Origin of the sequence: Litorilituus sediminis, from assembly GCF_004295665.1 — a bacterium.
GTDB classification, from domain to species: domain Bacteria; phylum Pseudomonadota; class Gammaproteobacteria; order Enterobacterales; family Alteromonadaceae; genus Colwellia; species Colwellia sediminis.
Window position 1 is genome coordinate 170,468 of record NZ_CP034759.1, and the last position, 23,419, is coordinate 193,886.

At 38.2% G+C, this 23,419-nt stretch carries 25 protein-coding genes and 1 tRNA gene; 16 read left to right on the forward strand and 10 right to left on the reverse strand.

All coding sequences use genetic code 11. From position 1 onward, the window contains the following. Positions 1-73: 73 nt before the first annotated feature. On the reverse strand, positions 74-2,503 hold the full coding sequence (fadE, locus tag EMK97_RS00750; protein ID WP_130598509.1) for an acyl-CoA dehydrogenase FadE: 2,430 nt from the start codon (positions 2,501-2,503) through the stop codon (positions 74-76). 213 nt (positions 2,504-2,716) lie between these two features. Between fadE and EMK97_RS00755 the strand changes: the two genes are divergently transcribed. After that, on the forward strand, positions 2,717-3,538 hold the full coding sequence (locus EMK97_RS00755) for a class II glutamine amidotransferase (RefSeq protein WP_130598511.1): 822 nt from the start codon (positions 2,717-2,719) through the stop codon (positions 3,536-3,538). On the opposite strand, the gene rlmF is transcribed toward EMK97_RS00755, so the two are convergent. Together rlmF and EMK97_RS00765 are read right to left on the reverse strand one after the other, a co-directional pair. Then, positions 3,501-4,436, reverse strand: a complete 936-nt coding sequence (gene rlmF, locus EMK97_RS00760; protein ID WP_130598513.1) for a 23S rRNA (adenine(1618)-N(6))-methyltransferase RlmF — start codon at positions 4,434-4,436, stop codon at positions 3,501-3,503. The two genes, EMK97_RS00755 and rlmF, sit on opposite strands and share 38 nt — an antisense overlap. A gap of 9 nt (positions 4,437-4,445) precedes the next feature. Then, entirely contained in the window at positions 4,446-4,925 is a 480-nt protein-coding gene (locus EMK97_RS00765) for a DUF2947 domain-containing protein (protein ID WP_130598515.1), read from the reverse strand. A gap of 209 nt (positions 4,926-5,134) precedes the next feature. Between EMK97_RS00765 and EMK97_RS00770 the strand changes: the two genes are divergently transcribed. Continuing rightward, positions 5,135-5,599 carry a TlpA family protein disulfide reductase gene (locus tag EMK97_RS00770; RefSeq protein WP_170176692.1) on the forward strand — a complete coding sequence of 155 codons (465 nt, stop codon included), beginning with the start codon at positions 5,135-5,137 and terminating at the stop codon, positions 5,597-5,599. Between the two features lie 27 nt (positions 5,600-5,626). Here EMK97_RS00770 and EMK97_RS00775 read toward each other — a convergent pair whose 3' ends face one another. After that, entirely contained in the window at positions 5,627-7,507 is a 1,881-nt protein-coding gene (locus tag EMK97_RS00775) for a methyl-accepting chemotaxis protein (RefSeq protein WP_130598519.1), read from the reverse strand. Positions 7,508-7,599: 92 nt separating this feature from the next. Between EMK97_RS00775 and EMK97_RS00780 the strand changes: the two genes are divergently transcribed. The 13 genes from EMK97_RS00780 to EMK97_RS00830 all read left to right on the forward strand — a co-directional run bounded on the left by EMK97_RS00780 (position 7,600) and on the right by EMK97_RS00830 (position 17,218). After that, on the forward strand, positions 7,600-8,772 hold the full coding sequence (locus tag EMK97_RS00780) for a porin (protein ID WP_130598521.1): 1,173 nt from the start codon (positions 7,600-7,602) through the stop codon (positions 8,770-8,772). 120 nt (positions 8,773-8,892) lie between these two features. Further along, positions 8,893-9,618 (forward strand): substrate-binding periplasmic protein, encoded by a 726-nt coding sequence (locus EMK97_RS00785; RefSeq protein ID WP_170176693.1) that lies wholly within the window; start codon positions 8,893-8,895, stop codon positions 9,616-9,618. A 228-nt stretch (positions 9,619-9,846) separates the two neighbouring features. After that, positions 9,847-11,244: a tryptophanase gene (locus tag EMK97_RS00790; protein WP_246028847.1), complete on the forward strand. Its 1,398-nt coding sequence runs from the start codon at positions 9,847-9,849 to the stop codon at positions 11,242-11,244. 116 nt (positions 11,245-11,360) lie between these two features. Then, entirely contained in the window at positions 11,361-12,332 is a 972-nt protein-coding gene (locus tag EMK97_RS00795; RefSeq protein ID WP_130598525.1) for a tyrosine-type recombinase/integrase, read from the forward strand. Positions 12,333-12,502: 170 nt separating this feature from the next. After that, entirely contained in the window at positions 12,503-13,087 is a 585-nt protein-coding gene (locus tag EMK97_RS00800) for an SHOCT domain-containing protein (protein WP_170176694.1), read from the forward strand. 285 nt (positions 13,088-13,372) lie between these two features. Continuing rightward, positions 13,373-14,038: a recombinase family protein gene (locus EMK97_RS00805; RefSeq protein WP_130598529.1), complete on the forward strand. Its 666-nt coding sequence runs from the start codon at positions 13,373-13,375 to the stop codon at positions 14,036-14,038. Positions 14,039-14,712: 674 nt separating this feature from the next. Next, on the forward strand, positions 14,713-14,919 hold the full coding sequence (locus tag EMK97_RS00810; protein ID WP_130598531.1) for a hypothetical protein: 207 nt from the start codon (positions 14,713-14,715) through the stop codon (positions 14,917-14,919). A 16-nt stretch (positions 14,920-14,935) separates the two neighbouring features. Beyond that, the gene (locus EMK97_RS18970) at positions 14,936-15,094 is read left to right on the forward strand and encodes a hypothetical protein (protein ID WP_170176695.1); all 159 of its coding nucleotides are present in this window, start codon (positions 14,936-14,938) and stop codon (positions 15,092-15,094) included. A gap of 217 nt (positions 15,095-15,311) precedes the next feature. After that, on the forward strand, positions 15,312-15,713 hold the full coding sequence (locus tag EMK97_RS18975; RefSeq protein WP_170176696.1) for a hypothetical protein: 402 nt from the start codon (positions 15,312-15,314) through the stop codon (positions 15,711-15,713). Positions 15,714-15,934: 221 nt separating this feature from the next. Next, positions 15,935-16,195: a helix-turn-helix transcriptional regulator gene (locus tag EMK97_RS00820; protein ID WP_130598535.1), complete on the forward strand. Its 261-nt coding sequence runs from the start codon at positions 15,935-15,937 to the stop codon at positions 16,193-16,195. A 9-nt stretch (positions 16,196-16,204) separates the two neighbouring features. Next, positions 16,205-16,555, forward strand: coding sequence for a hypothetical protein (locus EMK97_RS00825; protein WP_130598537.1), 351 nt, complete (start codon positions 16,205-16,207; stop codon positions 16,553-16,555). A gap of 4 nt (positions 16,556-16,559) precedes the next feature. Further along, the gene (locus EMK97_RS19100) at positions 16,560-16,754 is read left to right on the forward strand and encodes a hypothetical protein (RefSeq protein WP_211342259.1); all 195 of its coding nucleotides are present in this window, start codon (positions 16,560-16,562) and stop codon (positions 16,752-16,754) included. A 92-nt stretch (positions 16,755-16,846) separates the two neighbouring features. Next, positions 16,847-17,218: a hypothetical protein gene (locus tag EMK97_RS00830; RefSeq protein ID WP_130598539.1), complete on the forward strand. Its 372-nt coding sequence runs from the start codon at positions 16,847-16,849 to the stop codon at positions 17,216-17,218. Between the two features lie 238 nt (positions 17,219-17,456). Here EMK97_RS00830 and EMK97_RS00835 read toward each other — a convergent pair. The 5 genes from EMK97_RS00835 to fdxA form a co-directional block, all read right to left on the reverse strand. Continuing rightward, positions 17,457-17,533, reverse strand: a tRNA-Val gene (locus tag EMK97_RS00835). Between the two features lie 163 nt (positions 17,534-17,696). Beyond that, positions 17,697-19,061, reverse strand: coding sequence for an MATE family efflux transporter (locus EMK97_RS00840; protein WP_130598541.1), 1,365 nt, complete (start codon positions 19,059-19,061; stop codon positions 17,697-17,699). 164 nt (positions 19,062-19,225) lie between these two features. Then, positions 19,226-19,432, reverse strand: coding sequence for a CPXCG motif-containing cysteine-rich protein (locus EMK97_RS00845; RefSeq protein WP_130598543.1), 207 nt, complete (start codon positions 19,430-19,432; stop codon positions 19,226-19,228). A 140-nt stretch (positions 19,433-19,572) separates the two neighbouring features. Then, positions 19,573-20,484, reverse strand: a complete 912-nt coding sequence (locus tag EMK97_RS00850) for a fructosamine kinase family protein (RefSeq protein WP_130598545.1) — start codon at positions 20,482-20,484, stop codon at positions 19,573-19,575. 72 nt (positions 20,485-20,556) lie between these two features. Beyond that, positions 20,557-20,889, reverse strand: coding sequence for a ferredoxin FdxA (gene fdxA / locus EMK97_RS00855; protein WP_130598547.1), 333 nt, complete (start codon positions 20,887-20,889; stop codon positions 20,557-20,559). A gap of 141 nt (positions 20,890-21,030) precedes the next feature. On the opposite strand from fdxA, the gene EMK97_RS00860 reads away from it, so the two are divergent. Beyond that, positions 21,031-22,680, forward strand: a complete 1,650-nt coding sequence (locus tag EMK97_RS00860; RefSeq protein ID WP_130598549.1) for an NAD(P)/FAD-dependent oxidoreductase — start codon at positions 21,031-21,033, stop codon at positions 22,678-22,680. On the opposite strand, the gene EMK97_RS00865 is transcribed toward EMK97_RS00860, so the two are convergent. Continuing rightward, the gene (locus EMK97_RS00865; protein WP_130598551.1) at positions 22,670-23,413 is read right to left on the reverse strand and encodes an SRPBCC family protein; all 744 of its coding nucleotides are present in this window, start codon (positions 23,411-23,413) and stop codon (positions 22,670-22,672) included. The two genes, EMK97_RS00860 and EMK97_RS00865, sit on opposite strands and share 11 nt — an antisense overlap. Positions 23,414-23,419: the final 6 nt, after the last annotated feature.

Genomic DNA, 23,419 nt, shown 5'->3' on the forward strand with positions numbered 1-23,419 from the left:
TAGATTTTAACATTCTTTTTTGCTATATCGTGAAAAAAGTTGTTATACCAGCATTACATTTATGTACAGTTAGTTACATTTTGTTTTTTGCCGCGACAAGCTCGCTCGAATCAAAGTCATCGACATTAATTGTCCATAGACGACTTTGCTCCGCTTTAATCAGTAATTCAGCTTCAGCTTTTGAAATAATTTTCGCAGCTAAGGCTTGCTCTGCTAGTTTATCTAGTTGATAAAAAGGTGGCTCTTGTTTTAATGACAAGCAGATCTTTTGATAAATACCTTCACAATTAATAATATCTTCCAATGCTTGTTCCAGCTTACCAAAAAGGTTACTGCCATCACGGGTAAGGTATTGTCCTTTTCCTAGTCTAGCTCTTGTTGCGTTATGCGTTTGCAATAACTGCGCAACTTTATGATCTATAAGATCACTTGGTTTTTTCAACCAACGACCAAATGGGAATATGATTAACCTTAATGCTCGTGCTAACCAAGGTTTGCCTAAATTATTCAGTAGCTCATCAATAGCATGTTGAATATTGAACAGGCAATCTTCTACAGCCCATTGAAGTAATGGTAAATCTGCTTGGTGTCTGCCTTCATCGTTATAACGCTTTAATGCTGCGGTGGCTAAGTATAAGTTACTAAGAATATCACCTAGTCTTGCTGATATACGCTCTTTTCGTTTTAACTCTGAGCCCATTGCTAGCATGGCAATATCTGAGAGCATAGCTAAGTTAGCACTAAAACGAGTTAGCAGCTGATAGTAACGTTTAGTTTCGTCAGTAAAAGGTGCTTTCAGACAGTATGCACCGGTAAAAGAGAACCATAAGCTTCTGCTGATGTTGCTAATACTAAAGCCAATATGACCAAAGAGGGCATGATCAAAATCGCTTTGTGCTTGCTCTGGGTTGTCGTTATTGGCAGCGGCCAACTCGGCTAATACATAAGGGTGACATCTTATAGCGCCTTGTCCGTAGATGATCATACTCCGCGTTAAAATATTTGCTCCCTCAACAGTCACAGCAATTGGTGCGCCCTGATAACCGCGCGCAAGGTAATTATTCGGTCCCATACAAATACCTTTACCACCATGAATATCCATGGCATCAATGATGGATGTGCGCATTTTTTCAGTTAAATGGTATTTTGAAATGGCAGATATAACTGAGGGCTTCTCGCCTAAATCAATGGCACCTGTTGACATAGTTGTTACAGCATCCATTAGGTAAGCATTACCGCCAAGGCGTGCTAATGGCTCTTCAACGCCTTCCATTTTACCAATAGGGATTTTAAATTGTCGTCTAATGCGACAATAAGCCCCTGTTGCTAATGCCGCAGATTTAATGCCGCCAGCACTGTTTGATGGCAAGGTGATGGCTCTGCCAACAGATAAACATTCAACGAGCATACGCCAGCCTTGCCCCGCCATGTCTTTACCACCGATGATAAAATCTAGCGGAACAAAAACGTCTTTTCCTTGGGTTGGTCCATTTTGAAATGGTACGTTTAACGGAAAATGTCGTCTACCTATGGTGATTCCCGCTATGTCTGTTGGGATAAGTGCACAGGTAATACCTAACTCTTCTTTATCACCTAATAAATGCTCAGGATCATTTAACTTAAACGCTAAACCTAGCACGGTAGCTATCGGAGCAAGGGTGATATAGCGCTTGTTCCAGTTAAGGCGCATGCCTAATACTTCTTTGCCATCGAACTCGCCATAGCAAACAATGCCGCTATCGGGAATAGCACCGGCATCTGAGCCAGCTTCTGGGCTAGTTAAAGCAAAGCAGGGGATTTCTTTACCTTGTGCTAAACGGGGTAAATAATAATCTTGTTGTTCTTTTGTGCCGTATTCTTGTAGTAATTCACCAGGGCCTAATGAGTTGGGTACGCCAACCGTACTGGCTAAAACAGAGCTTACTCCGGTAAGTTTTTGTAATACGCGAGACTGTGCATACGCTGAAAACTCTAGGCCACCATATTGTTTTTTGATAATCATGGCAAAGAATTGATTGTCTTTTAAAAACTGCCATACCTCATCTGATAAATCGGCAATTTCATGGGTAGTATGCCAATCATTGACCATGGCACATACTTCTTCTACTGGGCCTTCTAAAAAGCTTTTTTCTTGCGAGCTTAGTCTAGGTTGAGGGTAGTTATGTAGCTTTTTCCAGTCAGGATTACCCCGAAATAGGTCGGCATCAAACCAAGTGGTACCTGCATCAAGCGCTTCTTGCTCGGTTGATGACATTTGCGGCATGATTTTTTTAAAGATGGTTAATAAAGGTAAGCTAATAAACTGCTTTCGAATACTCTCAATGTTCAGAGGCAGTGCAATAACCGCAAATAGCAACCAAGATATAAAGCCAATAACATTGAAAAAGCTGCCAATGGCCATGAGAGCCATAAAGCTTAATGTATAGCTTGATAAAGAAACTCTAGCGTAGGTCATAAACCAAGTTAATGCTGTGGCAAAAAATAGCCAAATAATAATATCCACAAAGATTCCTTTTAATGTCAATTGTTATGCTGTTTAACCGATTCAACGGCTAACAGTGAATTTAAAGTATTTGAAATTTAATAAAATTTTAGTCAATGTTATACTCTATTTATAGAACAATTTACTCAATATAGCCAAGCAAAGTTATAGAATATTATTTTCTTTATATAGTGCTGTACTGTATTGATAAAACAGAAGTATTCGGGGATTACAATGTGTGAATTATTAGCGATGTCTGCTAACGTACCCACAGATATTTGCTTTAGTTTTAGTGGCCTAATGCAGCGTGGTGGTAATACCGGGCCACATAAAGATGGCTGGGGGGTTACCTTTTATGAAGGGAAGGGCTGTCGTAGCTTTAAAGATCCTATGCCAAGTGCTCAATCGCCTATTGCTGAGCTTGTGACTAAATACCCGATGAAGAGTGAAGCGGTTGTTTGTCATATTCGCCAAGCTAATTCAGGTGCAGTTTGTTTAGAGAATACTCACCCTTTTGTTAGGCAAATGTGGGGCAAGAACTGGACATATGCTCATAATGGTCAGCTTAAGGATTTTCACAAAGCTTTACCGATAAAATTACATTTACCTATAGGTACAACAGATAGCGAGCACGCATTTTGCTGGATACTCGATCAGTTACATCTTGAGTTTGGCGCAGAGCAGCCTAAAGCAACAGTATTGTTTAGCTTTATTGCCAAGCTGAGTCATAAGATTGATGCTTTGGGTGTTGCCAATATTATTATCACTGATGGTGAGTCGTTATTTGCTTATTGTTCCAATAACCTGCATTGGCTAACAAGAAAAGCTCCTTTTGGCCAAGCCAGTTTAATTGATGCGGAAATGGCGGTTGATTTTCAACAAGAAACAACGCCGAATGATATTGTCACTGTTATCGCGACTAAGCCATTAACAGATGATGAAACTTGGCATAAAATGAAGCCGACACAATGGCAGTTGTTTTGTTTGGGTGAGCTAGTTGCCGGCAGTATTGAAGATGTTAATGCGACAGTTCCGGCTGAAAGCTCCAAGCAATAAATCGGCTAATTTTTTGCCCTTGCGCCATTTTAACCACTTTAAATTGGGTAACATTCGCTTTTTTTAAGCTAAGTTTTATCGGTGATAAGCTGTCTTTTTTCGAAATCAGCGAAGTAAACCAAAGTACTTGTTTTTGGTACTGTTTACTCTCTTTAATCATAGTGCGGATGAATGCTACTTCTCCGCCTTCACACCAAAGCTCTGCTTTTTGACCACTAAAATTTAATTTACCTTGTTTTGCCGCCGTTTTTTGCTTGAGGTTTTGCCACTTTTGCTGACTACCTTTTTGCGCATCTGCTAATGATTTGTGAAAGGGGGGATTACACATGGTTAAGTGGTAAAAATCATCAGGTTGGATAATGCCGCAAAAAATGTTTTTACGACTTTTTTGTAATTGACAGCTGATAGCATTAGCTAACTCACCGTTTTTTGAAATTATTTTTTTAGCTGAGGCAATTGAATTTTTATCAATATCTGTGCCGGTAAAATGCCAACCATATTCTTTAAAGCCTAAAATAGGGTAGATACAACCTGCGCCAGTACCAATATCCAGTACGCGTGTTGTTTGTTTGTTTGCAACTAATACTTTGGTTGTTGATTTAAGTAAATCAGCTAGGTAATGAATATAATCAACACGACCAGGTATTGCCGGGCAAAGGTTCTCTTTAGGGATTTGCCAGTAAGCTAGTTGGTAGTGTGCCTTTAATAGTGCGGTATTAAGGGCATTAACGGCTTCTTCATCACTAAAGTTAATGGTGGTTTTGCCTGAGTGAGCATTTTTTATTAGGTGTTTGGCAAGTGCAGTATGCGCTTTTACTAAAAGGTCAAAATGATAACCTGATCTATGTTTATTTCGGGGATGCAAATTAGCCTTAATTGTTAGCGAAGGTTTAGCCATAATACGCGCTTAATTGTTGGGCTTTTGGCCAATTTTGAAATAGCCATTGCTGTTAAATTGCACTGCTTCTTTACGTTTTTTGCCAATTAAGATGCTGCCATCATCCATAAATAGAAAGTTCTTCCAACAGCGCTGAAATACGGCCCACGTTGTTTCAAATACTTGGTTTCTATCGGTGCAGTAATAGACAACCGTATTAACATCCCAATTTAAGTGTTGTAATACTAAGTCAGGTAAGGCTACTTCATCGCTATCCCAAATACCTTCCCACTTTCCTTGTTCTGACCAATTTTTGTTATCAAACGGCCAGTCACCATTTTTAAAAAAATCAGGGTGATCTACTTGTTTGCTGATAAATTGGTCCCAGAGCACATTGGAGCGACTTGAAGTCATGGGCTTTATTTTAGTCAGGTCATCATCACTTATTGGTAAGCTTTTATGTTTAAAAACCCAAGCGTTTTTAAGTTGATCTAATGGCAGGTAATTCATCAATGGAACTCTTTATGAAAGCGAGCGCAAATTATATCAGCTCTATAAAAATAACCTAGTAGAGTTTAAATTAATTATTGCAAAATAGTCCTGCATTACAGGGTAAATTAGTTAATGTTTTACGATAAGGAAATATGATATGTTTACAGTTATTTCAATAATTTATCAATCAGTTTGGTGTCATGGTTAAGATAATAATAGCTTTCATATTGACTATAGCCTTAACGGCTTGCCAGCTTAATGGCGATATGACAAAAACGCAGTATCAAGTATTCGTTAATCAAGGTGATAGCTTGCCATTAACTAAAATTCAGACAATTGATGGTGATACGATAAATTTACAAAATCAGAATAAACGAAAGCTCATTGTACTTTTTGCTACTTGGTGCTCAGACTCCAACCGCTTATTGCGGGCTTTAAATACCTCTGATTTTGTTGTTGATAATGACATAGAGGTAGTTGCCATTGCCAGAGAAGAAGATGCAGAAACAGTTGCGCTTTGGCGAGATATTAATGAGATTAATGTCCCCTTGGCAATAGATCCTAATCGGGAGATTTATCAGCGCTTTGCTAGCGCGGGTATTCCTCGTTTAATTATGGTAACTAAGGATAATCGTATTGCCAGCATGGTACTTGCCGAAGGCTATAAGCAACTTGATTATATTCAGTGGTAAGTTTTAAAAAGTTGCTCGTGTCTGCTGTTAAACAACAAATTTTTCTAAGTATATTTGTTGTTGGTTCACTTCTTCAACTAGCTGCTCATTGGTATTAAATTGTTGTTTAGAGAAGTCTCCAACTTGAATGCTAATATCATTAATATGTAAGGTGTTTTTATTAATCTCTTCTATCACAACACTTTGCTCTTCTATTGCTGTCGCTATTTGGATATTCCTATCCATAATATCTTTTACTGCCCCTGATATCTCACTTAACATTTCATTGGCAGATTCAGTGTGCTGCACACATGACTCGGCTTTATTTTTACTTTCGTTCATAGCCGTTTGCACCTTGTTAGAAAAGTGCTGAATTTGTTCTATCATGGCTTTAATTTCAGTTGTTGACTCTTGAGTTCTTGAGGCGAGTGTTCTTACTTCATCTGCTACTACGGCAAATCCTCTGCCTTGTTCACCTGCACGTGCAGCTTCGATAGCAGCATTAAGTGCTAGCAGGTTTGTTTGCTCTGCTACTCCGTTAATTACCGACAGTATTTGTTCTATATTTTGGCTATATTCAGCTAATTGATTACTAAGTTGCTGTGAGGTAGAAATGGACTCAGATAATTCAGAGACATCAAGCGAGGTTTGGGAGAATACGCTTCTACCTTCTTCAGCACGATCATTAACGGATGTAATCGAGCTGGCGGCATCTTGAGCACTTGCGGCAATATCTGTTGATGTGGCGCTCATTTCATTCATTGCCGTTGCTAAACTATCAACTAAGCCAACTTGCTCAATAAGTTGTTGGCTTGATTGAGTTGAAAGCTCTTTTGCGCTATCACTCTTTTCTACCACCAGGGCAGCTTTATGTTTTATATCTTTTACTAACTTTTGTAGGCTTTCTAGAAAACTATTAAAATTACTGGCAACTGCGCCACATTCGTCGTCTGATTTTATCGATAACCTTTGCGTTAAGTCACCACCACCAGAAGCAATTTCTTTTATTGCCGCTTCAAGGTCATCTAATGGTAGTAGTAATTGTTTAGCAAGTTTTCTAAGGATAAAAATACATAAAGCAATACTGAAAATTGCGAATAATATCGTACGTAATGTGAGTGCTGATAATGATTCATAGACTTTATCTTTATCAAGCAACACGGTTAAATACCAATCGACACCACTGGTATTAGGCAAGGGGTAGAAGTAGATAAGTTGATCAATACCTTGATGGCTGAACCTGATGATTTTTCCCGTTTTATTTGGTGATTGCTGGTAAATATCTTGAGTACTTTTTCCATTTAATTTGGCATCTGGGTGAGTGATTATTTTGCCGCTGCTATCTGTTATAAAGGCAAAGCCCGTATCATTGAAATTAATGGTATTAACGCTTTTAGCAATAACATCTAGACTTAAGTCGCCACCTAAAACGCCTTTAAATGTCCCTTGATCATAAACAGGGGTTACCACAGATAGTAATAATTCATTTGTTGCCGCATCGATATAGGGAGCAGTATAAATGGTAGCATTTTTTTGTTTTGCTAATGCATACCAAGGTCGTTGTCTAAAATCGACATTTTTTGGGTTTTGCCTGTCTGGGTTGTTTGAACGCAATCCTGTTTCATTATCTAAGGTACCAAAGACCAGTAAAAAATCGGTTTTTAATGCGCTAATTTCTAGAGAATTCTGGAACGATTCTGGTGAGTATTCACGTTCAATATTACTTTTAACTAATTCTATTTGTGCTGTTTTTCCTGCTAACCAACTACTGATGTTTTGAGCAAGCAGTGAAGAGTTATCTTGAACATAAGCTTGAGTTTTTTCTTCTAAGGTAGTGTCGACGAGTAGATAGGTTGAAAAGGATAACAATGAGATAACGATAAAAATAACGATGCCTGATGCGACGGAAAATTTAGTTCTTATTTTCATGTGATTTACCTGCATGCAAAGGAATAACAATTCCATAATATTGAATAATATAGTCTACACTTTTACATACTGTGAACTTTTGGATTATTTTTATGAAAAATATTAACTTAAGTTTAGCCGTATTAATGGTACTGCTTTGTGTTGCGCCACCTATTAATGCTGTGGAATCGACCGACGAGCAAGAATTAGCTGAGCTGAAAAAGCAACTGATGCTATTAACTAAAAAAGTTGAGCAGTTGGAACAAAAAAACAGGGAAAAAAGCAAGCAAAAAAACAATGCACAGCAACAACAAAGTGAGCAAGTTAACCATAACATTCAACCAGCTGCTAAAGATGAACAAAAGCAAGAAAAAAATGATGTTAGGCTTTATGCAACGTTAAGGCCCACTTACGGTTACATTGAAGAATCAGGAGAGAGCTTTTGGGATGTTAGAGATGCTTTGTCGCATGCTGGTTTTAAAGCTAATCAACATTTTTTCGATAACTGGAGTGCGGAGTTACATGGAGAGTGGAGTATTGATTTAGCAAACAATGCTGACTTTGGTAAAGCACGTCAAGTATATGTAGCGGTTAATAGTCCAGCTGGCAGGCTAGGAATAGGGAAGCAACGCCCGACACAATATCTATTTATTGCTGAATATGTTGATATTTTTAATCACAGTAATAGTCCGTTTGCTTATGATTCTGAAAGTGTATTTTTTGTTAATAACTTATTGAGTTACTCACTAAAGACTGGTGATATTACTTGGATGGCTGTTTCACAATTTGATGGCAGCAAAGGGGATAGCGGTAGCGATTTGTTGAACTTAGGCGCTAGCTTTGATCGTGGTGGCTTTCATGCAGGGGCTACCTACTTAATTGAAGATAATATTGTTGAAGAGCTTGTGCAGGGTGAAGATGAAGTATGGGCAGTCTCTTTAGCTTATGATATTACTGATGATTTTTATCTTGCAACAAGTTATCAAGATCGTACATACAAACACAACAATGCTATGGAGCGCTCCGGTCATACTTTAGATATAGCTGCCGCCTATCAACTTTCTGAACTGTTTAAAATAAAGCTAGGCTATTTTGATTTTGATGATGGTATTTCTTCAGTGAGCAGCGGAAAGTTCAACGGTGTTAATACAACCTTAGAGTGGTTACCAGCTGATAATTTACGTTTTCATTTAGAATATCTTCATAGGGATTTCGATTATTTAGCCGACTTTTCTTCGTGGACATTAGGGTTTCGCTATGATTTTTCTCACACGTGGCAGTATTAAGCTTTGTTAACGTTGTTCGTTCAAGGGATGTCTTTACTTGGAAAACATCTGTGTAAGTATTACTTTTATAGTTTGCTCTTCGGAGTATCTTTTTTCGTTCAAGCAAGCGAGCCTATTAAGGTGACAATTGTTGCTGATGATTCATACCCTCCTTATAGCTATCTTGAAAACGAGGAGATTAAGGGGATTTATGTCGACATAATTAAGGCCGCAGCTAAGCGAATAGCAAAGTATTATCAAATAGAAATTATCACAATGCCTTGGAAAAGAGGGTTAGTATCACTAGAAAATTCTGAGCACTTTGCCATTATTCCTCCATATAAGCGTAAAGCAAAACGACCTTATATTTGGCCATATTCAACCGCTTTATTTTTGGAGACGGTTGTAGCATTTTGTCATAAAGATGTTTCATTAGAAGATGCTATTAATTCAAAAGGCAGTCAACAAGTTATACAAGTAGGGATGAATGCTGGTTTTTTGATCCTTAATAAAGAATTAAAAACCGCTCAAGCACAAGGCCTTATAAGAATATGGGAGAATAAAAATACTTCAGCAAACATTATGAAGCTTATTTTTCGACGTATTGATTGTTATATAAACGACCGAGTGTCTACGCTTTGGCAATTAACAGAGTTGCAAAAGCAACATGCGGAAGTCGATTTTAGCAATATTCAGGAAACGTATTTAGTTATGGAACAAACAGCTCATATAGGATATGTAAGGGAAGGAATAGCAAAGTACCCCTATAAAGCTGATTTTATAAAAAAAATGGATGACGCCTTATTAGAAATTCAAAAAATAGGTATTTCGAATAATATTATTAATAAGTACCTATCTCATCATTAGCTCCTTTTATAAGATATTGACAAAATTAAAATGAACTGAGCATAATTAAGTCATGCTTAGTGTTCACTCAATAACCAACTCTTCACTTAAATGGTATAACCTAGACTTTAGGTTAGCTCAGTCCCTTTTTCGTTATTAATTTATTTTCTATTTATTCACTCTTAATTAATTTCCAATACCTTAAGTATCGGGAATTTTCCTATTACATTAATAGAAACATGAGTATATATGATGAAAAGAATTCCAGAGCCATTTCGCATTAAAATGGTAGAGCCAATTAAAATGACGACAGAGCAAGAGCGTAAAGATGCTTTAGCGGCTGCAGGTAACAACCCATTCTTACTAAAAAGCGAAGACGTTTATATTGACTTGTTAACAGACTCAGGAACAGGTGCCATGAGTGCCAACCAGTGGGCGGCGCTTATGATAGGTGATGAAGCGTATGCGGGTAGTAGAAGTTTTGAAAAGTTAAAAGCCTCAGTGCAGACTTTGTTTCGTTGGCAGCATGTTATACCTGTGCATCAAGGGCGCGGTGCTGAGCAAATACTGTTTCCTAATTTAGTTAAACATAAGGGCAGTGCTAAACCTGTTTTTATATCGAATTATCACTTTGATACTACGGCGGCACATGTAGAGTTAAGTGGTGCTAAGCCCATTAATGTATTAACACCCGAAGCGTTAAATACCTCAAGTTGGTTTGATTTTAAGGGCAATTTCGACCTTGAAGCACTACAAAAAACAATTGCTGAGCACGGCGCTGAAAATGTTGTCGCCATTATTATCACCATTACCTGTAATTCGTCGGGCGGTCAGCCTGTATCTATGGCTAATATGCGTGAAGTGGCAAGAATTGCTAAAGAAAATAATATCATCGTGGTGATTGATTCTGCTCGATTTGCCGAAAATGCTTACTTTATTAAGCAGCGTGAGGCAGGTTTTGCTCAAGAGCCTATTGGCGACATTATCCGCGCTATGTTTGATTGCGGTGATATTTTTACTATGTCAGCTAAAAAAGACCCTATGGTGAATATGGGCGGGTTGTGCTGTTTTAAAAATGATGATTATCTAGCGCTTTTTCGGGCTGTACAAGTAAGCTGTGTACCTATGGAAGGTTTTATTACCTACGGTGGTTTAAATGGTCGGGATATGGAAGCGTTAAGTGTCGGCCTATGGGAATGTGCAGATGAAGACTTTTTAGAATATAGAATAGGGCAAGTGGCCTATTTAGGAGAATTATTAAGGGAGGGCGGTATTCCTATTCAATATCCAACGGGTGGTCATGCGGTATTTGTTGATGCGGGTAAGTTATTACCGCATATTCCGTCGGAGCAATTTCCAGCACATGCCTTAGCAAATCGTATTTATATTGAAGGTGGTATTCGTGGTGTTGAAATTGGCTCATTATTATTAGGACGAGATCCTGAAACGGGAGAGCAAAAACACTCACCATTAGAGCTGTTGCGATTAACCATTCCAAGACGCGTTTATACTAATGACCATATGAAATACATCGCTGATTGTTTAATAGCAATAAAAGCAGATAGCAAAAATATTAAAGGTTTAACGTTTGAGTATGAGCCGCCAGTACTAAGGCATTTTACCGCAAGGTTAAAAGAGATAGATTAGAAGGTGGTACGTCCGAGTGAATTTGAATCACCGACCTCTACCATGTCAATTCAGAAATAAAAATAAACACTTAAATATCTTGGGCTTATAGTCTCTGTGAAAGTATAGGAGCTATAATGGCAAGCGTAAGGGTATTAAAATCAGGCTCAATTAATGTTCAGGTTCGTCTATCTGGACAAAAGCCAATAAGTAAAACCTTTCCAAAGAATACTAGTCAATCAGTTATTGATGACTGGATAGAATCTAAAGAATTTATCAGGTTAAACGAGAGCAAGTACAACCAGCTTACATTATCAGGTTTAATTGATGAATATATAGAACGTGTTATGACAGGACGCAGTGGTGAGGTAGCAGCGAGAGACAGAGCCAAGCAACTACTTAAGTATTATAAAAACACTATCCCTCAAAGTGCGGCAGAGGTAAACGGGTATAAATGGTACAGGCTTGACTTAGGAAGAGCTAACTCAACTGTTCGGGGAGAAATCGAGTTGCTAGGTAGAGTGTTGAGGTTTGCAATTAAAGAGCTTTCCCTAAATATAATCGATGCGACAGAAGGGGTGAGTAAACCACCACCAAGTAAAGGTCGGGATAGTATTGTTAATGAAAAGCAAATGTTAAAGATAGCTAATGCTATGCCCACTGGTAAAGGTGAGCTTGTTAAGGTTTATTTTTATACTGCTATGAGGCGGTCTGAGTTAGTGAAAATAGAATTATCTGACGTTGATTTGAAAAATAGAACCGTTTTATTAAGAGAAACTAAAAACGGAGAGGATAGGCTATGCCCTTTATCTAGTCAGGCGTTAGATATAATCACTGCACGTTACAACTATTGTAAAGCTAAAGGTCAACAGCGTTTATATCCTTATAAAAAAGAATCTATTACACAGGCATTTAAGCGGACAATCCGAAAGTTAAATATGGATGAATCCCTTGTTCTACATTCATTAAGGCATAGTGCAGCCACTCGCTATGCAGAGTTAGGTTTAACTACATTGCAGCTTTCAGCTGTGACAGGTCACAAGTCTTTAAGTCAGTTAGCTAGGTATACACATTTAAATGCTAAGAGCGTTGTAGACTTATTGGGATAAAGCATTTCACTACTTGACTATACGTTGAGTAGTGATTTTGTTATTCATAGAAATTTAAGTTAGATATGTAACTTAATTTTAAATAGGATAAACACACTATTAAGTTATACATTATTTTGTTAGCCTGAGCTTTTCAAGTTGAAGAAAAATTTAGTGCTAAAGGAATGCGCATGAAATTCATCCCCTTAATATTTGGTCTATTGTTAGTAGCCTGTACAACACAAATATCATCTTTGAAGCAAGATGGAGTTACTCAAATATACAAATTAGGTGAACAGGAGATGTTCCGAATTGTGTATGGCGTGATGAATAGTACAGGAAAAGACTTGGTTGTGAACGAGGTTCAGGGCGTGGAGCGAGGATACGAGGTGATTAACACTTTCGGCCCCGACTATCTTAAAACGACTGTACGAATTATTCCAGCAGAGGGGGTGGACATCGATGGTAACGTAATCAAAGGATATTACTATTCCATTGTTGAGCGAGGAAATAACCCATTATTGAGTACAAATATTATTGAAAATATTAAGGTGGAACTTGATAAAACAAACAGTCTTACAACCTTATTCGATTTTCGTAAAGGTGTTTATGAGTTTGACCGAGATGGTACGAGATTAAATAAGGCGCCTAGCACTCGCCAATCTAACCAAAATATTGAATCTAGACTTCAAAAGATTTCAGAGCTATATAAGGACGGAATAATTACTCAGTCAGAGTACAAAGAAAAAAGAAAAGAAATTTTAAGCGAACTATAGTTTTTCTATAAAACTTTGCACTGAATGAGCTTGATTTTTGTTAGAGATATATAAGGGGTATTGCATATAGAGTAGTGACCCCCATCCCCCCCTCTGTACCCCTTAGAATTGTTACCCAATTAACACTTGCCTTTTATTTTCTAAATTTTATGTCAGATATCCCAGCCTTAACCTTGCCTAAAATCTCCCCTGATAAATAGAGTGTGTAACAGTCACAACGAACGTTGACATTGGATATGTTGTTGTGGTTTGATACTTATAGCCAGTAATTCAGTGGGAAGTCTTATGATTAAATATGTTCTTTATTATCGCGTTAGTACAGGCAAGCAAGCTAAGTCAGGGCTTGGTTTAGACGCTCAAAAGAGGGATACTGATTTATATCTGAGTAACTACAGTGGTCAGCCGTATGAGGTAATCGAAGTGTTTACCGATGTTATTTCGGGAAAGAATAGCGACAAGCCAGCATTGAGCGAAGCTATTAGATTAGCGTGTGATAGTGGTGCAGTGCTACTTGTTTCTAAATTGGATAGGCTTAGCCGTGATGTAGGCCAAATCGATAAGCTGATTAAGAATAAGAAACTAGACTTTAAAGTGGCTTGTATGCCAAATGCTGACAAGTTCCAATTACAATTATATGCTGTATTAGCGGAGCAGGAGCGAGACTTTATAAGTGAGCGAACTAAAGCTGCATTAAAAGAGGCTAAGGCTCGTGGTGTTAAGCTAGGTGGTTTGAGGGATAAAACCAATGAACGCAATAAAGTTATTCAGCAACAAGCCAAAGACAGGGCCACTAGGCTGATTACTATTGTTGAGCCATTACGTCAGCAAGGTTTATCGCTACAGAGAATAGCTGACGAATTGAATAAACTTGATTATAAAACCGCAAGAGGTGGCAAGTTCACAGCCATGCAAGTGAAGCGCACCGTGGAAAGATATAAATCACAAGTGTAGAATTTACCTGTTTGTTTAATGTTTTTAAAATCAATGGTTTGTAAAATAAATGAAAGGGAGGTGTTAACTTTTACGCAAAAAATCGATATATACTAGTATAAGCGTTAGTATTTTTAACTAGCTAGTTTACTATTATGCGAGTGTAACGAGATAATATTGTAGCTTAGTAAGCAGTCTGGCAGTTTTAATAATTAATAATATATAAGTTCTACTTAGCAGCAGTTGAGCAGTTATATAGTTGGTCGCTTGAAATATTACTTGTCTAAATAAAGGCCTGTAGTTTTGATGGGTGATATCTGACGTTTATTTTCAATAAACAAAACATACTTAAGCGCAAAAATTAATAGAAAGTGTGTTCTTTTTTCTCTTTCTTTAATGCGTCAGGGGCGAAGCCCCGTCTATATAAAGGGTATTTATTTAAGTAAAGGATATTTCTTTCACCCAAGTTTCCCATGTATTTATGCACAAAAACACTTCTCAAACTTGGGTTTCGGCAACAGCAAGGGCTGTAGGGTGGTTTCACCTAGTTAGCTCTGTAAGTAAGTTAATCAACAGCTTCCCTTTTATACGCATAAAGAATCTAAGCTCCCCAGTATTAATCAGTGACAGTTATCCAGGAAGGTTTGCGCTTACCTGTACCTAACTGTTGCCTAACTTAAACTTAAGAGGTGCTAATGAAAGTAGGTATTCATGGTTTTAATCGTGACAGGCTCAGGGCTATTTCACTTGAGCGTAACTTATCTCTAACTCAGGCGGCCAATTACATTATTGAAGATTGGTATGCGTCTATCAGAACTACAGAGCAGCAATTAAAAGACTTGAATGTATTGATAGGATTTAAATCTGGAGATGCATTTGATAATACCACTGACGGTATGTAACAACTTAGGAGTAACAATGAGAATAAGCCTACCAGCTAAGCCTAGAGAGCATGTGTTAAGAGTGGCTAAAGCAAAGAGTATTTCAGCTACGCAAGCTGTAATTTGGATGATAACGCAATACTGTAATTCCCAACTTAAAGAGGAACTGAATGACGAAAAGAAATCAACAACATAAATACCTTAACCCCACAAACCTAAGTAGCCCAATATACTGTCCATCTGTGTCAAGTCTAGCGATGCAAGAGCTTGATGGTAATGACTTTAAGTATTGGTGCTTGCTAAGGTCAGACTATTGTAGCTTTGCATCCCAAGCCCAGAAGAGGCATGAGGTTGGTTATCCATTTGACAATACACTTGAATGTTATAGCAAGACGAATGGAGTATTAGCTGAAATGTTTGGTCTGAAGAGTGAACAGGCTGTAATAGATTTAACTAATCGGCTATGCAAGAAAGGCTGGGCTGCAAGAATACCATTTAGATATAGTGATAGTGGTAAGCTAGGCCGTAACCTTGTGATATTAGATAAAGGGCTAGCTGATTATCAACAATTTATACGGGCAATAAAATTAAAGCTCGAAGCTAAGGTGGATAAATCTAGAGCACCTAATGGTGGAAATGCTAATAAGTACCTTCAACAGCTACTTCCATTTGTTGATGATGCGAATCTAACTACCAGCGCCATGCGAGTGAAAGCTGATAACATATTGGACAATAAACTTACTTCAGCTCACAAGATTCAAGAGTTGCCAGGTCATCAAGAAGATTATGAGCAAGACCTAGACAACCCTTGGTAAAGTGAGGTTATCAGAAGCGTTTTAAGGAGGCTGTTACTTTAAAAGGTGATTGTTTATCTTAAATAATAACGTGCCTTAAATGACCTCTGAGGCGCTCTAACGACTATATATAACCCCTACCTAAAATAGACTCATCTTACTGAGAAACAACATCAATGAATAGTGCATAACTACCTACGCTGTAGCGCTTTAGTGCGCTCTAAATTTAACAAAGGAAATGAATGATTAATTTATATCTAACAAAAAAGATTCAAGTATTTTTAGCTTGCATCAAGCAATCAAATAATTCACTAACAATTAGTATTAGCGATGCTGCTGAGTTGTGTGGTTATCGTAGTAATAACGGCTTTATACGATTTGTAAAACGTTGGGAATCAACAGGGATACTTATCGTTAACCGTATTCCTAGTGCGCCTAGCACATACAGCATTAACTATGACAAGGCAGTGCTAGAACAAACCCAAATAATCAAACACTACTAAAGGAAATATATGACAGATTTATTTAAAGACCCTGATAACTTATTTCAGGACGATGAACCAGCACAACAATTAAATAACACAGCAAGCCAAGAGCAGTCATCTGAAGAATGTGATGGCTTAATAGAGCGTTACAAACGATGTAAGGCTGAGGTGAATCAAAAGCTAGGCGTTATAGATAACAGTGTTCAGATAGACAAAGAAACTGTGCTAAATCCACATAAAGTAAAGCCATTCACAGTAGATGATGATGGTAGGGTGACAATTACCAAAGGTGAAATGAATACTACTAAAAGCCAAGCCGAGCTAATGAAAGTAATCAAGGCTAAGGTATATAAACAATATGGTGTGTCAGGAGAGTAGACTTATGAATTATGATAATAGCTCTTTAGATGAGTATGCTGGATTTAAGTTAGCTCATGATAGCGTTTACGGTTACATCAATATTAAACCTGTTGGTAGAGGGAGCGTTCCGAAGCAACTGCGTAGCGTTTATACAAACAGGGAGTTTGCTAAAAAAGCAATTGATTCTTATATAGCTCACTGTGCGCGGTGTAAGTAATGACAGGGGGTGTAGAAATAATAAACGAGTGGTTAAAGCTAGATGTAGACTGGCTTTCTTCATACTGTTAAATAGTGCTAAGAGGAATAATAATGGTAAGTAAAACGCAAGAATTTAAATTGCGAATGTCCTATGTTAATGCTGATAATTTATATGAGTGGGTAGGGGATAACTTTAAAAACTTTGATTGTTGGCGGAATTACGAAGAAAAGAATCGAGACCAGATAAACCTTTGGGAAGATGAAAGGCTATTTAGAATAGTTGAGGGCGCTAAGTCTGGCTTAATTAATGAAGTGTTAAAGGGGAATGCTAGCGCTGTTAGTCAGCTTAAGTCCTTGCTTGGCTTTGGTCGCCCTGTTGGTAGACCTAAAGGAACTACTAATCTTGGTGATGAGCACAAGGCAGCTATTGAATTAAAGGTTACAGAGGATTATAGCGCTGATATTGAAAGGCTGGCTAAATAATTTATTTAATCACTGTGTTATGGGGCATTGACTTTGTGCCGTTGTTACCACATTGAGAGTTTTTTAGCGTTTTATTTTACGTCCGTAGCTCATTTGTTAGAGCTGCCAGCAATTACTTGTAATTGCCAACCTTGACAGTGCTGTGAATGGTTGTGTGAACGTTCACAGTTATGCTACTATTTTCAGGAATTTTAACTTCTATAAGTCTAAATTAAGTATTTGTATTTAAGAGAAAAAGTGGTACGTCCGAGTGAATTTGAATCACCGACCTCTACCATGTCAAGGTAGCGCTCTAACCAACTGAGCTACGGACGTATTGTCTTGAAAAGGTTAAGCTACATAGTGCTGTTAAGCTCAACGGGCGCTATGTTAGCTTTTGCCTTACTTGCTTGCAAGTAGTTTTAATGACTTTCTCGCAATTTGCAATGTGTTTGTTTATTTATGAAGCAATTTTACCCTTGGTAGCAGGTAAAAGGCGCTATTGTAGGGTTAACGTCATACGTTTTTGTACTACGCGTAAACGCCAAGCTAACAAAATAGCTGCGGTTGTCAGGCCAATGATAAAGCCAATCCAAAATCCATAAGGACCCATTTGCGGAACAAGCCAATCGGTAACACCAAGTATCATACCTACGCTTAATCCAACTAACCAATAAGAAATAAAGGTGATATATAAAATAGATTTAGTGTCTTTATAACCACGTAGTGCTCCAGCTGAAACTACTTGTACTGTATCAGAGAATTGATACAAGCTTGCTAGTAGCATTAAACTGGCAGCAAGGGTAATTACCTCAGGCTCTGCACTATAAATACTAGCTATTTCTTGGCGAAATACTACGGTAATAAAGGCGGTTAAGCAGGCAAGTAATAGCCCCAGTACAATGGAGTAAAAACAATAATCTTTTGCTTGCTGTAAGTTTTTCTCACCAATGGCAAAACCCACTTTTATTGTTGTTGCCATAGCAATACTTAATGGCACCATAAAAATAAGGCCGGTAAAGTTAAGTGCAATTTGATGGCTAGCCACTACTTGGGCGCCAAAAGGCACAAGTATGATAGCTACAATTGAAAATAGACTGACTTCAAATAATAACGACAGCGCAATCGGTATGCCTAGGGCAAGTATGGTTTTTATTTCGGCTATATTTGGCCAGTAAAAACGACTAAATAAGTTGGCTTTACCTAGAACTTTTGAAAAAGCGCAATAAATTAGCATGCTAAAAAACATTGCCCAATAAACAATCGCTGTTGCTAAACCACATCCGGCACCGCCTAATGCTGGCATGCCGAATTTGCCATAAATAAAAATATAGTTAGCGGGAATATTAACCAGTAAACCGATTAAACTAATTAGCATGGTAGGTTTAGTAAAAGATAAACCTTCAGAATAGTTTCTTAACACTAGATATAAACAAAAGCCCGGCGCTCCCCAAACAATAAAGTTGAGATAATCAAACATTAAGCTGGCTAAATTTCCCTCTAAGGTTACCTGCGGCATGATTATTGGTGCCAGTAAGTAAAATAAAGCGATTAGGCTAAGACCAAGTGTTAAGGCGATCCACGCTGTTTGGTAGGTTTGTTCTATGACTTGATGATATTTTTTTGCCCCTGATAGCTGTGAAACTATGGCGGCAAGTGCCATGATTAAACCATAAACCGTTAAAATAAGTGGTAACCAAATGCTGTTGGCAACAGCTACCGCTGCTAAATCAGTTGCGCTGACTCGACCCGCCATAACAATGTCAACAAAGCCCATAAGGTTTTGAATTAACTGAGCGATTAATATCGGGTAGGTGAGCTTTAATAAACTTTTTGTATGAAAAATAAAGGCAGACAATTTCATTGAAAATACTGTGCTAAGGCAAAGAAAATGATAATTAGTACGTGACGGTGTAAGCTTTATCAGTACTGAATTAGCATATATAAGATATTAGCTGCATCATAGAGTAGAAGGTTAGCTCAAACAAGCTCAAGAAAGAAATAAAATGTCATGGATTGTTTCGAACGCTAAAATACTTGTTCATCATCGCTATCTACAGCAAGTTGAATTTTTTGATGGTATTCATCTATGTGTAAACGATAATGAATTTCCATACAGCAAGCTGGACATTCATCATAATAATCTTGATCTCCTGCTGATGAGTCAATTGTTGCATGTAAATGATGACCACAATGTGGGCAGGTGATACGTTTTTCAGTTAATTCTTCACGCATAAACGACTCCAAGTGCTTCTTTTTTACCTATGCGTTAATTATGATACTTTTGCTTGAATCTGCCAGAGCTAAGCCAATAAATTTGGGCTTAATTTGATCTCTATCAGGCACTGTTACGCTTTGGCGATTGTTTCAAAGCATTACTCGTGATGAGCCAGTGCCATAATGCGCGTTAACATGGCTTTTGCCTGCTCTATATAGATACCGCCAAAAATGTTGGCATGATTAAGCACATGGTAAAAATTATAAATTAATCTTCTTCGTTCATAACCCTTATCAAGGGGATATTCGGCTTGGTAACCGCGGTAAAAATCATCAGGAAATTGCCCAAACAGCTCTGTCATCGCAATATCAACCTCTCTATCGCCGTAATAGCAGGCAGGGTCAAATATCATGGCATGCTCATGAGTAAAGCCAACATTACCTTGCCATAAGTCGCCATGAACCAGACAAGGTCTTGTTTTATGGTGAAGTAGTTGATCATGACAAACTTGTGCTATGTGATCTATATCGCCAAGAAGAATAGATTTCTCCGAAAGTAACTGAAGTTGCCATGCAATACGTTGCTCAGAAAAAAACGTTGTCCAGTTGCGTTTCCAGTGATTGGGCTGAATGGTATTGCCGATATAGTTGTCGTGCTGCCAGCCAAACTGACCATGGCTGGTGTTATTGTGCATTTTTGCTAGCTGTTGACCAAACTCAAACCAAAGCTTAGGGTTTGCTTTACTAAAAGGAATATACTCTAACACTAAGAAGCTTTTATCTAAGCTGGTACCTATAGTGGTTATTTTCGGGCAGGGTATCTGGGTAAGTTTTGCGAGTTGTTTAAGTGAATAGGCTTCAGCTTGAAAGTTGATTAAACACTCTTTGCTATTAAGCTTAACAAAGTAACTTTGCTCGTTATTGCTTATTTTAAAAGAGAGGTTGAGTGGCTTATCATTATCATCGAAATTGCAGTTACTTAAGCCGCCATTTGATATGGTTTGCTTTTCTACAATATTAAATTGCTGACCCGTTTCCGCACTAATTGCTTGCTCTATACAGTGCCACATAATTGCCACCGATTTTTAATCTAGTTGATAAGAGTATAGCGTTAATAGCGGCACTTGCCGTGCTTTTATTGGTTAATCTTCTTCTACTTTTAAGTACTGAATTTTGTTTTTTACCCCATCCCACTTTTTTGCTTCATCAAGTGGCGGCTTTAAGTCGGTAATTCTTGGCCATACTTGCGCAAGCTCTTTATTGAGTTTGATAAAGTCTTTTTGATCTTCGGGCACGCTGTCTTCTTGATAAATAGCTTCTGCTGGGCATTCAATCGGACACAAGTCGCAATCGATACAATCATCTGGGTTAATGACCAAAAAATTAGGCCCCTCATAGAAAGCATCCGCTGGGCATACTGCCACACAATCAGTGTATTTACATAGAATGCAGTTGTCAGTCACTACAAAGGCCATTGGTTTTTCCTATCTTTACTAGCGCTAAATGGCACGAGATCATACCTTTGTTGACAGTAATTACAATCTCTTGTTTTACCGATTGTGACAATCAGGTAAAATGCGCGCCAATTCTCGTCTTTCTTCTTTGGATATCTCTTTATGATACGTTTAACCGATATAAAATTACCACTTGATCATCAAGGGCATGAAATAGAGCAAGCCATTTTAGCGAAATTAGCGATCAGCCCTCAACAATTAGTTAATTATACCGTGTTTAAACGTGGCTATGATGCCCGTAAAAAAAATACAATCATTTTGATCTACACCTTGGATGTTTCAACAACCGATGATGAAGGCTTATTAGCTAAATTTAGTGCAGATAACAAAGTTAAGCCAAGCCCAGATATGGAATATAAGTTTGTTGCGCAAGCGCCAGAGCATTTGAAACATCGTCCGGTTGTTATTGGTATGGGACCTTGTGGTTTGTTTACTGGTTTAGTGCTTGCACAAATGGGTTTTAAGCCAATTATTTTAGAGCGCGGTAAAGAGGTGAGAGAAAGAACGAAAGATACCTTTGGCTTTTGGCGTAAGAAAATTTTAAATACTGAGTCAAATGTACAGTTTGGTGAAGGGGGCGCAGGGACATTTTCTGACGGCAAACTATATAGTCAGGTAAAAGATCCCAAACACTATAGCCGTAAGGTACTGAATGAATTTGTTGAAGCTGGCGCACCCGATGAAATCTTATATGTAAGCAAACCTCACATAGGTACCTTTAAACTGGTTACTATGGTTGAGCAAATGCGCGCGAAAATTATCGAGCTGGGCGGCGAAATACGATTTGAACAAAGAGTTGACGAAATACACTTTGCCCCGACTAATAAAGCAGATGGCGAACAAACTCAACAAGTTACTGGCTTAACGCTAGCCAGTGGTGAAACGATTGACACCGACCATATCGCTTTGGCAATCGGTCATAGTGCTCGTGATACCTTTAAAATGTTACATGAGCATGGTGTATTTATTAAAGCCAAGCCGTTCTCTGTTGGTTTTCGTATTGAACATGAGCAATCTGTTATTGATGCGGCTCGCTTTGGTAAAAATGCTGGTAACCCGATATTAGGTGCAGCCGATTATAAACTAGTACATCACTGTAAAAATGGTCGCTCAGTGTATAGTTTTTGTATGTGCCCAGGTGGTACTGTAGTCGCGGCAGCATCAGAAGAGAATCGTTTGGTGACAAATGGTATGAGCCAATACTCTCGCCATGAACGTAATGCCAATAGCGCCATTGTTGTTGGTATTGAACCAAAAGATTTTACTGAAGATGGTGATACCAGTAATGTCTTAGCCGGTATTGATTTTCAGCGAAGATTAGAAGAAAAGGCCTTTAAACTTGGCGGTGAGTCTTATGATGCGCCGGTACAGCTTGTGGGTGATTTTCTTGCTGGCAGAAAAACAGGAGAGCACGGTAGCGTTATTCCATCGTATAAGCCTGGCGTGACATATTGCGATTTAAGTGAGTCTCTTCCTAGTTATGCAGTTGAAGCAATAAGAGAAGCATTACCTGCCTTTGAGAAGAAAATTAAAGGCTTCTCCATGGATGAAGCCACCTTAACCGCGGTTGAAACTCGCACTTCATCGCCAATACAAATAACCCGTGACCGAGATAGCTTGCAAAGTATTAACGTTAAAGGCTTATACCCGGCAGGTGAAGGTGCAGGTTATGCTGGGGGAATACTGTCAGCAGGTATTGATGGTATTAAAGTGGCCGAGGCTATGGCACTTTCAATGGTTGCTAAGGACTAGTCGGCTCTGGCGTGATTTCTTCAATGCCAGTTATGGTGTGCTGTTGCCATTGAGAGCTTGGCAGCAGCCTTGTGATATTTTCCATGGTTTGCCAAATAGATTTTAGAGCGAAATGATTGGCTAACCACTGTGGTACCTTGCCGCCTGCATCAGCGATAAACTGATACTCTATAAAAAGTGTTTGCTGGTTATCAATTGAAAGTTGCGGACTTATACGCCAATGAGCACGGTGAATGTGAATACGAATGGCATCACTGTATGGCGCTTGAATGTTATTATTTTGAAAATCATTGTCATCCGTGAGTTTGATTTCAACGGAGAGATCAGGCTTTTGCCAGTAGTGTGAACGTAAAACTAACAAGCGTGGTTTAATCGGCCATAAACCGGCAAAATGTATGTAGAATTGATTTTTGTTCTCGCTAAACTGGTTTATTAATTGGCCTTTATCTGCGTTATCTAACCAGGCTGAAATATTATCAATATCTTGAATAAATAATAAAAAACCTGAGATAGAAGAGCTGACATAAGCACTAGCTTTTATTTCGAGTAATTTTGTCTTACTTGATAACTGCGGGCGGCGAATATTTCGATAACTCACTTTAAGTTGCTCGTTGTTTCGCCACAACGTCCACTGAGCTTGCTCTTGGCTTGCTGCAAAAGCTTCATTTAATAATAATCCCGTACTGACAACGAGTATTATTAGCCAATAATACTTCAAAAGAGAATACTTCATAGCTAA

Bases quoted from the DNA above. Each gene is read 5' to 3' on its own strand.
- EMK97_RS19100 (WP_211342259.1), top strand. From the start codon at position 16,560: ATGAATTATGATAATAGCTCTTTAGATGAGTATGCTGGATTTAAGTTA.
- fdxA (WP_130598547.1), bottom strand. From the start codon at position 20,889: ATGGCCTTTGTAGTGACTGACAACTGCATTCTATGTAAATACACTGAT.
- EMK97_RS00805 (WP_130598529.1), top strand. From the start codon at position 13,373: ATGATTAAATATGTTCTTTATTATCGCGTTAGTACAGGCAAGCAAGCT.
- EMK97_RS00865 (WP_130598551.1), bottom strand. From the start codon at position 23,413: ATGAAGTATTCTCTTTTGAAGTATTATTGGCTAATAATACTCGTTGTC.
- EMK97_RS00790 (WP_246028847.1), top strand. From the start codon at position 9,847: ATGATGAAAAGAATTCCAGAGCCATTTCGCATTAAAATGGTAGAGCCA.
- EMK97_RS18970 (WP_170176695.1), top strand. From the start codon at position 14,936: ATGAGAATAAGCCTACCAGCTAAGCCTAGAGAGCATGTGTTAAGAGTG.
- EMK97_RS18975 (WP_170176696.1), top strand. From the start codon at position 15,312: ATGTTTGGTCTGAAGAGTGAACAGGCTGTAATAGATTTAACTAATCGG.
- EMK97_RS00765 (WP_130598515.1), bottom strand. From the start codon at position 4,925: ATGAATTACCTGCCATTAGATCAACTTAAAAACGCTTGGGTTTTTAAA.
- EMK97_RS00830 (WP_130598539.1), top strand. From the start codon at position 16,847: ATGGTAAGTAAAACGCAAGAATTTAAATTGCGAATGTCCTATGTTAAT.
- EMK97_RS00795 (WP_130598525.1), top strand. From the start codon at position 11,361: ATGGCAAGCGTAAGGGTATTAAAATCAGGCTCAATTAATGTTCAGGTT.
- EMK97_RS00820 (WP_130598535.1), top strand. From the start codon at position 15,935: ATGATTAATTTATATCTAACAAAAAAGATTCAAGTATTTTTAGCTTGC.
- rlmF (WP_130598513.1), bottom strand. From the start codon at position 4,436: ATGGCTAAACCTTCGCTAACAATTAAGGCTAATTTGCATCCCCGAAAT.
- EMK97_RS00845 (WP_130598543.1), bottom strand. From the start codon at position 19,432: ATGCGTGAAGAATTAACTGAAAAACGTATCACCTGCCCACATTGTGGT.
- EMK97_RS00860 (WP_130598549.1), top strand. From the start codon at position 21,031: ATGATACGTTTAACCGATATAAAATTACCACTTGATCATCAAGGGCAT.
- EMK97_RS00780 (WP_130598521.1), top strand. From the start codon at position 7,600: ATGAAAAATATTAACTTAAGTTTAGCCGTATTAATGGTACTGCTTTGT.
- EMK97_RS00825 (WP_130598537.1), top strand. From the start codon at position 16,205: ATGACAGATTTATTTAAAGACCCTGATAACTTATTTCAGGACGATGAA.
- EMK97_RS00755 (WP_130598511.1), top strand. From the start codon at position 2,717: ATGTGTGAATTATTAGCGATGTCTGCTAACGTACCCACAGATATTTGC.
- EMK97_RS00810 (WP_130598531.1), top strand. From the start codon at position 14,713: ATGAAAGTAGGTATTCATGGTTTTAATCGTGACAGGCTCAGGGCTATT.
- EMK97_RS00800 (WP_170176694.1), top strand. From the start codon at position 12,503: ATGAAATTCATCCCCTTAATATTTGGTCTATTGTTAGTAGCCTGTACA.
- EMK97_RS00850 (WP_130598545.1), bottom strand. From the start codon at position 20,484: ATGTGGCACTGTATAGAGCAAGCAATTAGTGCGGAAACGGGTCAGCAA.
- EMK97_RS00840 (WP_130598541.1), bottom strand. From the start codon at position 19,061: ATGAAATTGTCTGCCTTTATTTTTCATACAAAAAGTTTATTAAAGCTC.
- EMK97_RS00775 (WP_130598519.1), bottom strand. From the start codon at position 7,507: ATGAAAATAAGAACTAAATTTTCCGTCGCATCAGGCATCGTTATTTTT.